The organism is Enterobacter sp. DN (assembly GCF_046054285.1).
Lineage (GTDB): Bacteria > Pseudomonadota > Gammaproteobacteria > Enterobacterales > Enterobacteriaceae > Enterobacter > Enterobacter hormaechei_C.
Map to the genome: position 1 here is coordinate 138,345 of NZ_JBJJTG010000005.1, position 16,079 is coordinate 154,423.

The 16,079-nt window shown below is 56.3% G+C and carries 11 protein-coding genes; 4 read left to right on the forward strand and 7 right to left on the reverse strand.

Annotated features, from left to right (window positions below):
• Positions 1-24 precede the first annotated feature (24 nt).
• The 3 genes from aegA (at position 25) to ACJTMZ_RS13815 (ending at position 3,812) form a co-directional block, all read left to right on the forward strand.
• Positions 25-2,001 carry a formate-dependent uric acid utilization protein AegA gene (aegA, locus tag ACJTMZ_RS13805; RefSeq protein WP_408626936.1) on the forward strand — a complete coding sequence of 659 codons (1,977 nt, stop codon included), beginning with the start codon at positions 25-27 and terminating at the stop codon, positions 1,999-2,001.
• A gap of 67 nt (positions 2,002-2,068) precedes the next feature.
• Complete coding sequence (gene nudK, locus ACJTMZ_RS13810) at positions 2,069-2,662, forward strand: GDP-mannose pyrophosphatase NudK (RefSeq protein WP_033487428.1); 594 nt, start codon at positions 2,069-2,071, stop codon at positions 2,660-2,662.
• 106 nt (positions 2,663-2,768) lie between these two features.
• Entirely contained in the window at positions 2,769-3,812 is a 1,044-nt protein-coding gene (locus tag ACJTMZ_RS13815) for a DUF1176 domain-containing protein (RefSeq protein WP_023295117.1), read from the forward strand.
• Between the two features lie 89 nt (positions 3,813-3,901).
• Here the strand turns inward: ACJTMZ_RS13815 and ygjK are convergent, their stop codons facing one another.
• The 6 genes from ygjK to ebgR all read right to left on the reverse strand — a co-directional run bounded on the left by ygjK (position 3,902) and on the right by ebgR (position 13,514).
• Complete coding sequence (gene ygjK / locus ACJTMZ_RS13820) at positions 3,902-6,253, reverse strand: alpha-glucosidase (protein ID WP_252010725.1); 2,352 nt, start codon at positions 6,251-6,253, stop codon at positions 3,902-3,904.
• 15 nt (positions 6,254-6,268) lie between these two features.
• On the reverse strand, positions 6,269-7,327 hold the full coding sequence (gene ygjJ / locus ACJTMZ_RS13825; RefSeq protein WP_252010724.1) for a protein YgjJ: 1,059 nt from the start codon (positions 7,325-7,327) through the stop codon (positions 6,269-6,271).
• Between the two features lie 38 nt (positions 7,328-7,365).
• Positions 7,366-8,802, reverse strand: a complete 1,437-nt coding sequence (locus ACJTMZ_RS13830) for an amino acid permease (RefSeq protein ID WP_252010723.1) — start codon at positions 8,800-8,802, stop codon at positions 7,366-7,368.
• 52 nt (positions 8,803-8,854) lie between these two features.
• A complete protein-coding gene (locus tag ACJTMZ_RS13835) occupies positions 8,855-9,304 on the reverse strand; it encodes a beta-galactosidase subunit beta (RefSeq protein ID WP_015572213.1) in 450 nt (149 codons plus the stop codon).
• Positions 9,301-12,384, reverse strand: a complete 3,084-nt coding sequence (ebgA, locus tag ACJTMZ_RS13840; RefSeq protein WP_252010722.1) for a beta-galactosidase subunit alpha — start codon at positions 12,382-12,384, stop codon at positions 9,301-9,303. Before ebgA ends, ACJTMZ_RS13835 begins: the two co-directional genes overlap by 4 nt.
• A 146-nt stretch (positions 12,385-12,530) precedes the next feature.
• Complete coding sequence (gene ebgR / locus ACJTMZ_RS13845; RefSeq protein ID WP_015572215.1) at positions 12,531-13,514, reverse strand: transcriptional regulator EbgR; 984 nt, start codon at positions 13,512-13,514, stop codon at positions 12,531-12,533.
• 138 nt (positions 13,515-13,652) lie between these two features.
• Here ebgR and ACJTMZ_RS13850 point away from each other — a divergent pair, with 138 nt between their 5' ends.
• Positions 13,653-13,985, forward strand: a complete 333-nt coding sequence (locus ACJTMZ_RS13850; protein ID WP_017383485.1) for a tRNA-binding protein — start codon at positions 13,653-13,655, stop codon at positions 13,983-13,985.
• Between the two features lie 87 nt (positions 13,986-14,072).
• Here the strand turns inward: ACJTMZ_RS13850 and tkt are convergent, their stop codons facing one another.
• Entirely contained in the window at positions 14,073-16,061 is a 1,989-nt protein-coding gene (tkt, locus tag ACJTMZ_RS13855; RefSeq protein WP_045337828.1) for a transketolase, read from the reverse strand.
• Between the last annotated feature and the right edge of the window lie 18 nt (positions 16,062-16,079).

Below are 16,079 nucleotides of genomic sequence, written 5' to 3' on the forward strand. Positions count from 1 at the left end.
ATTGAACCAAAAACAGGTGTTGTTATGAATCGTTTTATTATGGCCAACGCTCAACAGTGTATCGGTTGTCGCGCCTGCGAAGTTGCCTGTGTGATGGCGCACAACGGGGAGCAGCACGCGCTGAGCGAGCGCCATTTTCATCCCGGCATTACGGTCCTTACCTCAGGCTTGCGAAAAAGCCCCGTGACCTGCCACCACTGTGAAAACGTGCCCTGCGCGCAAAGCTGCCCGAACGGAGCCATCACGCAACACAGCGACAGCGTACAGGTCAATCAACAAAAATGCATTGGCTGTAAAGCCTGCGTGGTGGCCTGTCCGTTTGGCACGATGGACATGCTGATCGCCCCGCTGGAAAACGACAGCGTAAAGGCCTCGGCGCACAAATGCGACCTCTGCCTGGAAAGGCCGCAAGGCCCGGCCTGCGTGGAAAACTGCCCGGCGGAGGTGCTTACGCTCGCCACCCCAGCCGTACTGGATAAGCTGGTTAAGCAGCGCCGACAGCGCAGCGCAAGGCTGAACGCGCTGCCGTGGCACAGCGAGGCGGTTCAGTCAGTCCCTCCGCAAACCAAACGGCAACAGATGCAAAACACCCCGGCGCGCGGTGAGCCGGATAAGCTCAGCCCCGAAGCACGCGCATACCATTTTAACGAGATCTACCTGCCGTTTCGCCCGGAACAGGCGCAGCGCGAGGCATCCCGGTGCCTGAAATGTGGCGAGCACAGCATTTGCGAGTGGACCTGCCCGCTGCATAACCACATTCCCCAGTGGATTCAGCGGATCGGGGCGGGGGATATCGTCGGTGCGGCTGAGCTTTCTCACCAGACTAACTGTTTACCGGAAATTACCGGCCGCGTCTGCCCACAGGATCGATTATGTGAAGGCGCCTGCACCCTGCGGGATGCGTCAGGGGCAGTAACCATCGGTAATATCGAACGGTATATCTCGGATCGGGCGCTGGCGATGGGCTGGACGCCGGACGTTAGCCACGTTAAGCCGGCCGGTAAGCGCGTCGCCATCATCGGCGCCGGTCCGGCAGGGCTGGCCTGCGCCGACGTGCTGGTGCGCAGCGGCGTCGGCGTGACGGTCTACGACCGCCATCCGGAAATCGGCGGATTGCTGACCTTTGGTATTCCGGCCTTCAAGCTGGATAAATCCCTGTTAGCGCGGCGCAGAGAGATATTCAGCGCGATGGGCATCCGCTTCGAGCTGAACTGCGAGGTGGGAAAAGACGTGTCGATGGCCCAACTGCAAAACGACTACGATGCCCTGTTCATCGGCGTAGGGACCTATCGTTCCATGAAAGCGGGTATCCCTCACGAAGACGCGCCGGGTGTGTACGACGCGCTGCCGTTTTTAGTGGCAAACACGCGGAACGTGATGGGCCTTGATCCTGCCGCAGACGAACCGTTTATCGACACACAGGGTTTAAACGTGGTGGTGCTCGGCGGGGGCGATACGGCGATGGACTGCGTGCGCACCGCGCTGCGGCATGGCGCGGCGAAAGTCACCTGCGCCTATCGGCGGGACGAGGCCAACATGCCGGGCTCAAAGAAAGAGGTTAAAAACGCGAAAGAAGAGGGCGCAGCGTTTGAATTTAATGTCCAGCCGGTTGAGCTCACGCTGGATACCGACGGGAAGGTTAACGGTATCCGGATGCTGCGCACCAGGCTGGGCGAGCCGGATGCGCAGGGGCGGCGGCGTCCTGTCCCGGTGGCGGGCAGTGAGTTTGTCATGCCAGCGGATGCGGTGATCATGGCGTTTGGTTTTAATCCGCACGCCATGCCGTGGCTTCAGGCGCAGGGCGTCGACACCGACGACTGGGGGCGCATCAGGGCCTCCGTGGAGAGCCGTTATCGCTACCAGACCTCGAATCCGCAGATTTTTGCTGGCGGTGATGCGGTACGCGGTGCGGATCTGGTGGTCACCGCGATGGCGGAAGGGCGTCATGCCGCGCAGGGGATCATGGACTGGCTTGGCGTGCCGCCGCGCAACATGCATTAATGCAGACGGGCGACAAAGCGGGCTTCACGGCGTAGTATAAACAGACTCATTTTGCCGTGGAGCCCGTATGTCCCTGAACATTACCGTTATTAAAGACAAAATCCTTTCTGAAAATTACTTTGTCCTGCGTAACATCACTTACGATCTCACCCGTAAGAACGGGGACGTCATTCGCCATAAACGCGAAGTCTACGACCGGGGCAATGGTGCAACCATCCTGCTGTATAACCGTGAAAAGCAAAGCGTGGTGCTGATCCGCCAGTTTCGCATCGCGACATGGGTCAATGGCAACGCGGACGGACGTCTGATTGAAACCTGTGCAGGTCTGCTTGATGACGATGAGCCGGAAGTGTGTATCCGCAAAGAAGCCATTGAGGAGACGGGTTTTGAAGTGGGTGCGGTGCAGAAAGTCTTTGAGCTGTTTATGTCCCCTGGCGGGGTTACCGAGCTGGTTCACTTCTTCATTGCGGAATATACCGATGCTCAGCGCACGCACCGGGGCGGCGGCGTGGACGATGAAGACATTGAAGTGCTGGAAATGCCTTTCGCTCAGGCTGTCGACATGGTGAAACGCGGTGAGATCCGCGACGGTAAAGCGGTGATCCTGTTGCAGTATCTGCAAACCAGCGGGCGGATGAATGCGGCGGCGGAAGCGCGATAAGTTGTATTTCAGATAAATCTATCCGATAAATCCGATTGAGCCAGCCCGCCCAGGGCACGAAGATACGCCCCAGATTGACCTATTCGTTTCCGGGGCTGTGCCGTTCATGCGCTACTGCGTTTATCTTCTCTTCTTCATTTGCGTGCTTCCCGCGCCTTTGGTGTGGGCTGCGCCTGCGCAACAGTCTTTTTCAGACTGGCAGGTGACCTGCAATAACCAGAACTTCTGCGTAGCGCGCAATACCGGCGAGCATCGCGGTCTGGTCATGACGCTGAGCCGCAGTGCGGGGGCAAAAACGGACGCCAGCCTGCGCATCGATCTCGGCGGGCTTTCGGCGCCTCCGGTGAAAGAGCCTGACATCGCCCCGCGCCTGCTGCTCGACAATGTGCCGCTTAAACTCACGTCGCAACACTGGCAGTTAGCCCCCTGGCATCTTAAAACAGACGATACGGCCACCATCACCACGTTTCTGAAAACCATTCAGGAAGGGCAGGCGCTGACCCTGCGCGGGGGGAAGCAGACAATTTCTCTGGCCGGTCTGAAAGCGGCGCTGCTGTTTATCGATGCCCAGCAAAAACGCGTCGGAAGTGAAACGGCGTGGATTAAAAAAGGGGATAGTCCACCGCTGAGCGTGCCGCCTGCGCCGGCATTAAAAAAGGTGGCGGTGGTGAACCCCACGCCAACGCCGCTGACGCATAACGAACTCAACGATCTGCTGGATTACGGTACCTGGCGCATGAACCATAGCCAGTGCTCTCTCGATCCGAACCGGCGTGAAGTGCGCGTGACCGCGCTGACCGATGACAAAGCGCTGATGATCATCAGCTGTGAGGCGGGGGCGTACAACACCGTCGACCTGGCGTGGCTGGTGTCGCGTAAAAAACCATTTTCGGCCAGGAGCGTGAGATTGCGCCTGCCGTTTACCCCTTCCAGCCAGAGTAGCGACATGGAGCTGATGAATGCCAGCTTCGACGAAAAAACGCGCGAGCTGACCACGCTGGCGCTGGGACGCGGGATTGGCGACTGTGGGATCCAGACCCGCTGGCGTTTTAACGGCCAGCGCTTCCGCCTGGTACGCTACGCGGAAGAGCCAAGCTGTGATAACTGGAATGGGCCAGATGCCTGGCCCACGCTGTGGATCACAAGGTAGGGTTTTGCCGGGTGGCGCTGTCGCTTACCCGGCCTACTTTTTAGAACCGTAGACCCGGTAAGGCGTAGCCGCCACCGGGCACGAGGGCATCACCGATCGCTCTTACGGAAAAAGTCGTTATACAGCATATACAAATGCGCCGCGCTCCAGGAGAAGTTAGGTGCGCCCTGCTGTGCTCCGGTCAGGGGGTTATAGTTCTCCTGAATCGGGCCGTCCGAGGTTAACCCTTTCGCATGCTTAAAGAAGGTTTCGGCGAGGGTTTGCGCCTGCTCACGATAGCCGTAACGTTCCATGCCTTTTAGTCCAAACCAGAACTGATCGACCCAGACCCGGCCGCGCCAGTATATGTCTGCGCCGAACGCCGGGTTTGTCAGCGCGGCGGTGCCGAGCGGTACCCAGGTATTGAACTCCTTCGGATCCAGCATCACCTTGACCACGGCATCCGCATGTTCCTGCGTCGCGGCACCGTTAAACAGCGGAGACCAGCCTTCCGGCCCTTTACCACGCTCGACGATAGGTTTGCCCGCACAGCCGTTCGCCAGCGGCTTATCCTCGATACGAAGGTCATAGTAAAACCCGCTTTTCGCATCGAACATGCAGGTGTTGATATAGGTTGCGAGCTTATCTGCCAGCTGGCGATAGTGGCTGGCCTCCTGCTCTTTACCCAGCAGGCTCGCCATCTGCGCCAGATAGTGATTGTCGCTGTACATATAGCTTGCCTGGTCAACGGACTCCTGTAATAAGGAATACCCTAACAGATCGCCTTTTTTACTCCTGTTTTCGGCAAATTTAACCGTCCAGTCGCTGCGTTTCCCGCCGTTTTCAACGTACTTATCCAGCTGCGCTTTATCGATAAATCCGAATACGGCGGCATCATCGCGCCCGGACTCCCACGAGGCGGCCACCTGCGCGGGGATCTCCAGGCTGTCGTACTGGCCGTTATCAATTATCCGTGCGTAGTTATTCAGGCCGGAAAGCGACTCTTCTTTATCACCTTTTTTCACCGTGAACAGCATCTCGCCGGTAGCGGTGTTATGGGCCTTATCACGCGTCGCACCGTACTCCGGCACGCCGTTGCCGTTATGATCGCGGTTACGCAGCCACCAGTCGTGATAGGCAACCAGTTTTGGATACATCTCGGCAAGCCAGGCTTTATCCTGCGTGGTGTTATACACCTCCATCACCGACCATGCCGCCAGGCTCGGCTTGGTGTTACGCTCGTTCCAGTTACCGCCGTCGCCGCCTCGTTCCGGGCTCAGGTTCCAGGCGATTAAATCCGGCACAAATCCGGTATCCTGCGGGCGCACCGGATCGTCGGGTTTGATCTGCCAGGAGAAGACCGCGCGGATGTTCTCTTTGGCGATCTCCGGGTTGAAATGCGCCATGGCAAATGCCTGTTTCCAGGTGTCCCACGGCCAGGTCTGGTTGCCGGAGAACCAGCGTCCGGTTACGGAGGGCGTCACCGTGTTAAAACGCACCGCGCCGCCTGGCGAACGCCAGTTACCGTTCAACGTCTCGATGGCTTTCACCGCCACGCGCGTTTGTTCTGGAGTCGCGTGCGGGTTGGTTAACCCTTGTTGTAAATACCTCTCCCAGCGCGCTTGCGAGGCGGCCATAAAGTAGGCCGGACGCGCCAGAATGTCGCGGATCTGCGGCTGTTCACGCGCGACGTCATCGGCGTTCAGCAGATGGGAGTAGGTAGTGTACAGCGTGGTGCTGCCGGAAATCTGTGCCCGGCTGGTAAAGCGATGTCCGTCAACGGTGGTCTCGGCAGGAAGAGAGCGGTGTAACTGATATTCGGAACTGCCGGAGGTGAGCAGATCCCAGGTGGAGCGTACCTTGCCGAAGGTCACCTTCAGGCCGTCGCGCGTGGCTACAATTTTACGCTGATAATCAGGATATGCGCTGTCGATGGTTTTATCCGAACGCGGCTTGCCCTCTTTGGCCTCCAGTTTTTCCAGCAGCTCGCCGTCCCACACCAGCTCCAGCGGCGTTTTGCTGGTAATACGGGTTTCAAGCAGCGAAGTACGCGCAGAAGCAAAGCGCAGCGTCATCACGATCCGAACATCCCTGGCGCTCAGTTTCTGCACCAACGCGCCAGGGAGGCTGTAGGCTTCAAGGGTGAAATCCACTTTTTTACCGTTCTGGTACACGGACAGGCGATCAAAATTCGTCGCCATAAAGTTGATGTACTCTTCGGTGAGCAGCGCTACGCCGGGAAATCCGCCCTGGGTCTGCGGCCCGTCCGGCAGCAAATGCCCGTGCCAGGCACCCATATCAAAAAAGGGATTAAACCGCTGGTGGTCGTCGTAGTCGAAATCCTGCATGAAGAGCGGCGCGCCGGTACGGTTGATGACGTTTTTGAAGTCAGTTGCGGTGGCGGCGTGAGCCGAAAAACTGAGCGCCAGCGCGCAGGCCAGCGGCGTGAGGACGTATTTCATGGTGGTAGATCCTTTTTACCAGTAGAAGTATTGCATCAGGAAGACCTGATCGCTCGGGTCGCCGGAGGCATTTTTCATATAGAAGCGGCTGTCGGCAGCGGTGGCAAAACGCCCGCCGCCGTACTCGTACCAGATCCCGAACTGCATAAACGAGGTAGTTTCTTCAGCCGAATCGTCCGGACGATGTTTCGCGTAGCTGTAAGCAGTGGAGAGATAAACGCCTTTCAGGGCTTCCACCATGGCGCTGACCATAAATCCGCTCTCCGTGCCGGAGACGTTCTGTCCATCTGCCCGTCCGGTATGATGCCACGCGCGTGCCGCCAGGTTGGGTGTCAAAACGCCTGTTAAAAAGAGCTGGCCTGTACCGTCGGTAATTTCAAGACCGTTCATCCAGGTGACATCTTTCATGATGTCGTACTGAATATAGCCATTCGCCATTGCCGGATAGGTATATTTGTCGTCATAACGATCGTATTTGCCGAAGTGCAGCCAGGCCTTGCTTTCGTCATGGTGACCCGCTGGCGTGGCGGTGACGCTATAGCGCAGGTTGCCGGAGAGGTTTTGCACCTTTAGTGCGTACAAGATGTCGCGGGTGTTGGGGATCACATAACCCAGATCCGGCGTAAAATCGCCCCACCATTGCAGGTCATCGAGAGACGAGTCCTGGCGCAGGCTGAGCATGATCTCGGTGCTGTTATCGGTTTTGTAACCGCCGTAGAAGCGGTTAATCCCACCTTCAAACCCGCCCCAGCTGTGATCGGGCACCCAGGCGTTGCCCTGATGATCCGCCTGTACGGTCCAGCCTTCGCCGTAAATCAGGCCGAACCAGTTCCCCTGTTTCATCTCCAGACCGCCCTCAATATAAGTGCCGTCGCTGTATTTATGTTTATCCTGACCTTCTAAATCCATATACCCACCGACGCCCATCTCGCCATAAAAACGAAATGACGGGGAGGCTATTGTCGGTGTTTTGGTGTCGTCATGTTCAGCGGGCCGGGCATCTTCTGCGGCAATAGCAGGGCAGCAGAAAGAGAGGGCAGCGAGTGCCCAAAATGTTTTTTGTTTAATTTTCATAAACTCATCCCAATGAGATAAAATCCATGCCTTTTATTTCAGTTAATATTCGAGGCAGGTGATGCTTCAATTTTTTGTTGTTCTTTTGATAATCCGTTTACGTATTTGCTGTATTTCCACCAGGCAAATCCGAGGAATAAAACAATGCCACCGACGTTATAGAAAATAATGGTCAGAATATTGGCACCGGTAGGGAAAGTGGATGCCACAAAACCAATGGCGAAAATAACAATCAGCATCGACACTATGGTTATACCCGTGGTTCGTGAACCCATCCTGAAATCGCGCGGCAGGTGATCGAGCTTACGACGCAGGTTGAGGTAGGCCAGCATAATAAACAGCGGCGGTAACATGGAGGCCGCAGCGGTCATATTGATGACGGTGTTCATCAGCTCCTGCGCGGTACTGGAGCCCATGGACGGGATAATCATCAGTGGGATCACAATCAAATACTGGATCCAGGCCGCGCGCGCCGGTACGCCGTTTTCGTTCAGCGCCACAGTTTTCGGACCAAAAATGCCGGTCGGGATCTCCGAGAAAAAGATTTTGACCGGCGTCGCCGTCCACATCAGCAGGGAGCCGAACATGGCGGTAAAGGAAACCAGACCGACGAAACGGTTCATCAACACTTCCGGCAGGCCAAACCACACCGCCAGACCGTGGAACACCTGCACCGAACCCCCGGTAAACTTCAACGCTTTGCTGCTGATAAAGACGTTGATTAGTACCGAGGAGATGGAGTACAGCACGCCGATAAAGATCCCCGCCAGGATGATCACTTTAACGAAAGATTTCGAACCGCCTTTCACATCGTTTACGTACACCGCGACGGATTCCGCGCCCCCGGCAGCCATAAATATCCAGGTGGTAATGCCGAGGAATGCCCAGTTAAAATGCGGGATCATCGCGTCGACGGTAATCGGATCAGCGGGCTGCACCCCACCCATTAGCGCCGCGCCCGCCAGCAGAATGTAAGAGAGCGTCAGCAGCAGCATCAGCGTGGAGGTTACAGACGTAATTGGCCCCAGCATCTTCGCCCCGTTGGTGGAGACCCACGTTGAGAAGGCGAACAGCATCATACTTAGCACCGTTGTGGCAAATGGTGTGAGAATGTACTCATAGCCAAGAAAGGCATAAGAGGCATAGGCAATGACGCGCGGTAATAACGAGGTGAAGAAGAATAAATTCACGAACCAGTATGTATAAGCGGTAATAAATGCCCAGCGCCCGCCGAGTGAACTTTTTACCCAGGCATAAACTCCAGCTTCTGAGTTTTTATTCAACGAGACAAACTCAGCGATAATTAAGCAGAACGGGATAAAATAGAACAGGGTTGCTAAAAAGAACATCGGCGCGGAGGCAAGTCCGAGTTCGATATTATTATTGATCACGTTGTTAAAACTAAACACGGCGGCAAAGGTCAGCGACAGCAGGCCGAATTTGCCGATGGTATTGCGTTTGGTGGTTTCAGACATAACGTTTCTCCGGGTAAGAGGCTAGCGGTGCTTCATTGGCACCGCTCGTTTTTTATTTGTTATGGAAATAACCGTCTTCGATGGTCACATTGAGAATGACTTTTTTGACCGGCTCCTCGCTGATAAAGCGATACGCCTCATGGTTCTCACAAATTACGATCTGCCCCTCGCGCACCTGTTCGGTGGTACCCACGCCTTTCAGGTATTCTCGATCGGTCTCATCGCGGTAGCACTCCACTGTCTGAAGCGCATCTTTGGCGGCATATTCAATTTTCTGCGCGCCCTGAAGGTAGTAATGCACCTCGAAATAGCGGCGATGCCCGACAAACAGCGCGTCGGTGCTGGCATCATTGGTCACACGGTAGGCCAGCGAATCGCCAATCGAATGGGCTACGCCGGGCGAGATATTATCGATATTGTTAATGGCTTCTGAGCAGCGCTGCCATTTGCGACCCGTGCGGTAATGCTGTTGAAACTGTTCCAGGCTCTCAAGAACGATCATTTGTCTGCCTCGCTGTGCAAATCCATGGAGAAGAAACCGGTGCCGAATTGCTGGCGTGCCAGCGCCATCGAGGCGATGCGGCCGCCATTGAGCGGGAGCAATGTGAAGCCGTAGCGGAACGGACTGAACCAGACGCGCCAGCTCTCCAGTACCTCACTTCCCCAGGAATTGGAGCCTAAGCCCAGCACCTGGTGGTCAAGATTAAGCGTGATGTCATCGCAGCGGCGCAGTTCGTTGCAGTGCTGTGCGGCGTGAATGTTCTCAGCCGTGTAGTGCCAGGCGCTGAAGTGGAGAGGCTGTTGCGGTACGACCAGCACGCCGCTGCCATGACGATCCGCGAGGGAGGCCCAGCGCACCTGCTGACGGTTGCCGTTGTTTTGCGGGAACGGATAATTTTCAAACATCTTATCAACCGTGGTGTGCCACAGGTCGATGGTGCTGGCCTGCTGGCTGTCCGGATAGTTTTCACCCGGCCCTCGCCCGTAGTAGCTCACCTGATCGAAACCGCCGTTGATGCCAAGCGTAAAGCCGATGCACGGAATGATGTGTGGGTACTCGCCGTAGCGCTCACCGCATAGCTCAACGTTGATCTGCCCGTCGGCGGCGATGCGCCAGCGATAGGTACAGCGCATGCCAAAATCAAACACTGGCGGGGCAATCAGGGTACGGGTGGTGACGATGATCGCATCGTTATGCTGCTCAACCTCGAAACCACGCAGATGCTCCTGCATGATCAGGAAATGATACGGCTGCCACAGCCCTTCATACTCCTGCTTATGGTTATCAATCATGGGCTTGAAGAAGTTAATCTTCGGCTCACGGGTAAGGTATTCCTCACCGTTCACCTGCCAGGCGCTGAGTTTTCCCGATACTTTAGAGAAGGTCGCGCGGAAGTTATGCCCGGTCACGGTGCAGCTCAGGCGATCTTCCTCCAGACGCAGCGGAGTGGCACTGGTGTTGATAAACGGTGTCGGGCGTGCCGTGCGGCCTTTTAACGGGAACTGATACACCGCGATCTCGTGCCCGACCTCGCTGTAGCGCGTGGGACTGTTTTTGATAATACGTACAGTCAGGAATGCTTCGCGCTCGTCCAGTTCCGGCACGTGCAGGCTGACGCTGCGGGAGCTGTTGGGGGCCAACCCGGTGATGTTCAGTGGCTCGCTGTGCAGCGTTTCACCTTCCGCACGCACCTCCGTGAGCAGGGTGTAATCATCCAGGCTGGTGAACCATAAGCGGTTATCAACGTGCAGCTCACCGTTTTGCCAGCGCAGTTTGACCGGGGCGATAACCTGCTTGTACTCACGCAAACCTTGCCCGGGCGTTTGATCGGAGTAGATCAGCCCGTCGAGGCAGAAGTTGTAATTATTGGGGTAATCACCGAAGTCGCCGCCATAGGCGTACCAGATATTGCCGCTGGCGTCTGTTTTCTGAATACCGTGGTCGCACCACTCCCAGACATAATGCCCCTGAATGCAGTCGTGGCGATCGAACACGTTCTGATACTCGGTCAACCCGCCGGGACCGTTGCCCATCGCATGGGCGTATTCGCAGATAATGCGCGGTTTGGCGTGCGGGTATTCGCCAAACAGATTCATCAGCGGTACGCGGGTATACATGGTGGAGATAATGTCCACCACCTCGGCGTCGCGATCTTCTTCGTAGTGAAGCAGGCGAGTATCATCCAGCGCTTTTGCCGCACGGGCCATCGCGCGGATGTTACAGCCGTAGCCGGACTCGTTTCCGAGCGACCAGATGATGATCGACGGATGATTTTTCTGCGCGTGAATATGGCGTTCGATGCGCTCAACGTAGACCGGCTCCCACACCGGATCGTCCGTAATGCGGCTCAGGTCGCCGACGTTGGCGAAGCCGTGAGACTCCACATCCGTTTCAGCCATTACAAACAGGCCGTACAGGTCGCAAAGCTCGTAAAAGCGCGGGTCGTTCGGGTAGTGGGCGGTACGTACCGAGTTGATATTGTGCTGCTTCATCAGGATCAGGTCGCGCTCCGCGCGATCCATCCCCACCGCGCGGCCCCTCAGATGATCGTTGTCATGACGATTGACGCCGTGCAGCTTCAGATAACGGTTGTTAACGTAGAACAGGCCGTCTTTCACCTTGATATCCCGAAACCCGATGCGCTGCGGGATGATTTCCAGCGTCTGGCCATGGTTATCTTTTAAAGTCATGACCAGATGATAAAGATCCGGCGATTCAGCGGACCACTGGCGGGGTTGCCTCACCTCAATGCTGAAGGCGGTTTCCGCACGCTCGCTGACGGTCAGGTTGTCGGTTGTTCCCTTGTGCAGCACTGTCTCGCCGTCGTACAGGGTATAATCCAGTTGAACACAGCCAGGGCGTGCAGCAAGGTTTTCCAGCTCAAGCTGACAGAAGAGGGTGGCGTCCCGGTATGCCTCGTCAAAGGTGGTTTTAACCGTGAAATCGCGGACATGTGTGAGTGATTTTCCCAGCAGGTAGACGTCGCGGAATATCCCCGCCGTCCACCACATGTCCTGATCCTCAATGTAGGTGGAATCTGCCCACTGCATAACCCGTACGCACAACAGGTTTTGCCCGCTGTGTACCGCATCGCTGATATCAAACTCGGCAGACAGTCGGCTGCCTTTGCTAAAGCCTATATAGCGGCCATTCACGTAGACTTCGAAATAGGTTTCGACGCCGTCAAACTTGATAAGGGTCTGTTTCTCTTGCCAGCTTTCAGAAAGCGTAAACCAGCGCTGGTATGCCCCGGTCGGGTTGTCTGACGGCACCCATGGTACGTCCACCGGGAAAGGAAAGCCTTCGTCGGTGTACTGCAACTGGCCGTGACCTTCCATCTGCCACATGCCCGGCACGGTAATATCGCCCCAGTCGGCCATGTATTCTGAGGTAAAGTTTTCCGGGACAAGCAGCGGGTTCGTGAAGAAGCGAAAGTTCCACTTTCCGCTTAGCGACAGAAAGTGGCTGCTGGCTTCACGCGCAAACGTGCGTGCCCGGGAAACGGTGTCATAAGAGAAGAAGTACGCACGTGGCGGGAGCCGGTTTTCATGCGTGAGTTGAATATTTTCCCAGCGATTCATGTGATCTCCCTGTAGGGGTAAAACATCATTGCTGGAGATTTTGGTAAATATTTTACTAAATAAAATCAGTAAAACCGATTTGCTTTAACTCGATCACGAAATTAAAAAAGCCGGGCGTGCCCGGCGGGAGAGTTAACAGGTGGAAATCAGCGGGTGGTGCCGCGCAGCTTCAGTACGCTCGGGACAAAGACCTGAAGCGGTAGCGCGCGGCCATCGCGGGCCTTTTCCAGCAGCAGATTAACGCCCTGGCTGCCCATCATTTCAGAGTGAATGCGCACGGTGGAAAGAGGCGGGAAGGTAAAGCGGGCGGTTGGAATGTCGTTCACGCTGATCAGTGAAATATCTTCCGGGATCGCCAGCCCTTTTTCGTGGATGGCGCGTAACACCCCGATGGCGATGGAATCGGAGGCCACGAACAAGGCGGAAGGCCAGCACTGTTGTGCCAGCATGATTTTTGCCAGTTCATAACCGGACGAGCTGGAAAAACCGCCGCGCCAGATGTCCTGTTCCGATACCACCCCTTTCAGAAGCCCGTACTCCACGAAGGCGGCTTCCCGAATATCAGCCTTGCCTGGCTCATCTTCGCCGCCGATAAAGCCAATCCGCTTAACTCCCTGAGCAATAAAGAAATCCACGATCTGCTTGCTGATGCGCGAAAGGTCAATATCGACAGAATCGTACTCGCTGCCTGGCTCGTGAAAGTCGATAAAACAGACGTTGTCGGTCAACGACATTGCCGCACGTCGAAGCGCAGGGGAGGGTTTGCCTACAATCAACACCCCGGTGAGCTTTTTCAGCTCCGGCAGGGTGGCATTAGCGTAGCAGTTACTCAGTTCGACCCCCAGTTTTTCGCACTGCGTCTCTATGCCGTGGCGAATGGCAAGATAGTAAGGGTCGTTGATCTCCAGTTCCTGCTGGTAGCTGTAGAGCGCCAGAATATGTTGCTGACCGGCAGCGACAGACTGCATTTTACGAGAGGTCGTGCTTTTGTATTCCAGCTTCTCGGCAATCTCCAGAATGCGGTGTTTCGTCTCTTCTTTCACATTCAGCGTCGGGTCATCGTTTAAAACCCGGGATACCGTTGCCAGCGAGACGCCAGCTTCCGTCGCGATGTCTTTCAGCGTTGCCATGTTTGTCCTTATTCCCCACGAGATAGCTTATTGTAAAGGATACGTTCGGACATGCATTAATTTTTAGTAAATAACATCCCTGTTGCTCTCGCCAGTTACCGTGTTAGTATTTAGTAAAATTTTACCAGGGAGGCAAAAGTGGAAACGGTAGCGTACGATGATTTTGCAAAGCTCGAGATCCGCGTGGGGAAGATTGTTGACGTTAAACGTCACGCCAATGCGGACAAGCTCTATATTGCGCAGATAGAGGTGGGAGACAGAACGTTGCAAACCGTCACCAGCCTGGTGCCGTATTACCGGGAAGAGGAGCTGATGGGCAAAACGGTGGTGGTGTTGTGTAACCTGGCAAAGGCTAAAATGCGCGGTGAAACATCTGAATGCATGTTGCTCTGCGCGGAAACCGATGACGCCCGAGAAAGTGTGTTATTAACGCCGGAGCGGGTGATGGCGGCAGGGGTAAGAGTGGTGTGAAAAAGCCGGGTGGCGGCTACGCCTTACCCGGCCTACAAAGCCTCGAACCGCAGGCCGGGTAAACGACAGCGTCACCCGGCAAAAGCACTACAGCACGCTTAGCGCCTTCTCCACCACGTTCTCAACGGTAAAGCCGAAATATGGGAACAGCTTGTCGGCCGGGGCGGATTCACCGTAACCATGCATCCCGACAATTGCCCCTTTCAGGCCCACGTATTTGTACCAGTAGTCGGCAATGCCAGCTTCAACCGCCACGCGCGCCGCGACGTTTGAAGGCAGCACCGATTCGCGGTACGCCTCATCCTGAGCATCAAAGATATCCGTTGAAGGGAGTGAAACCACGCGCACCGCGTGACCCTCGGCGGTCAGTTTCTCCGCCGCTTTTACCGTGATTTCCACCTCGGAACCGGTGGCGATCAGGATCACGTCTGGCTTGCCGCCGCTGTCTTTCAGGATGTACCCGCCGCGGGCGATATTTTTCACCTGCTCCGGCGTGCGCTCGATCTGCGCCAGGTTCTGGCGCGACAGGATCAGCGCCGTGGGTCCGTTATGACGCTCTACGGCCAGCTTCCAGCCCACTGCCGCTTCCACCTGATCGCAAGGACGCCAGGTGCTGAAGTTTGGCGTTAAGCGCAGGCTCGCCAGCTGCTCTACCGCCTGGTGCGTCGGCCCATCTTCACCCAGCCCGATAGAGTCGTGGGTGTACACCATGATTTGCCGCGCCTTCATCAGGGCCGCCATACGCGCCGCGTTACGGGCATATTCGACAAACATCAGGAAGGTGGCGGTGTACGGCACGAAGCCGCCATGGTGGGCGATGCCGTTGGCAATGGCGGTCATCCCGAACTCGCGCACGCCGTAGTGGATGTAGTTCCCGGCAATGTCCTCCTTCAGGGATTTAGAGCCGGACCAGATGGTAAGGTTACTTGGCGCCAGATCCGCCGAGCCGCCCAGCAGTTCGGGCAGGATTGGGCCAATCGCGTTAAGGGTGTTTTGTGATGCCTTACGGGTGGCAATTTTCGCCGGGTTGGATTGCAGGTTTTCAATCAGCGCCTGGGTTTTCTCTTCCCAGTCTTCCGGCAGGCCGCCGCTCATGCGGCGGGTAAACTCAGCCGCCAGCTCCGGATACGCTTTTTTGTAGGCGGCAAACTTCTCGTTCCAGGCCTGCTGCGCTTTTTCACCTGTTTCGCGAGCATCCCAGGCCTTGTAGATCTCTTTTGGGATCTCAAAGGCCGGGTGTTTCCAGCCCAGTTTCTGGCGGGTCAGCGCCACTTCCTCTTCACCCAGCGCCGCGCCGTGCGCCTCCTCTTTGCCCGCTTTGTTCGGCGAGCCGAAGCCGATGGTGGTGCGGCAGATGATCAGGGACGGTTTGTCCTTCACGCTCTGCGCTTCCTGAATCGCTTTTTTCACCGCCTCAGGATTGTGACCGTCGATCTCGTGCACCACGTGCCAGTGATAGGCTTCAAAGCGTTTCGCCGTGTCGTCGGTAAACCAGCCCTCGGTTTCCCCGTCAATGGAGATGCCGTTGTGATCGTAGAAGCCAATCAGCTTGCCCAGCCCCAGGGTGCCCGCCAGAGAACAGACCTCGTGAGAGATCCCCTCCATCAGACAGCCGTCGCCCATAAAGACATAGGTATAGTGATCGACAATCTCGTGGTCGGGCTGGTTGAACTGCGCGGCCAGCGTACGTTCGGCAATCGCCAGGCCAACCGCATTCGCCAGCCCCTGGCCCAGCGGGCCGGTAGTGGTTTCAACGCCCGGCGTATAGCCGATCTCCGGGTGGCCCGGCGTTTTGGAGTGCAGCTGGCGGAAGTTTTTTAATTCCTCAAGCGGCAGATCGTAGCCGGAAAGGTGCAGCAGGCTGTAGAGCAGCATCGAGGCGTGCCCGTTGGAAAGAATAAAACGGTCGCGGTCGTACCAGGTCGGATCGGTAGGGTTGTGCTTCAGGAAGTCGTTCCACAGCACTTCGGCGATATCAGCCATACCCATGGGGGCGCCAGGGTGGCCGGAATTGGCTTTTTGTACGGCATCCATGCTGAGGGCGCGAATGGCGTTGGCGAGCTCTTTACGGGACATAGTTCACTCCGTGGCAAG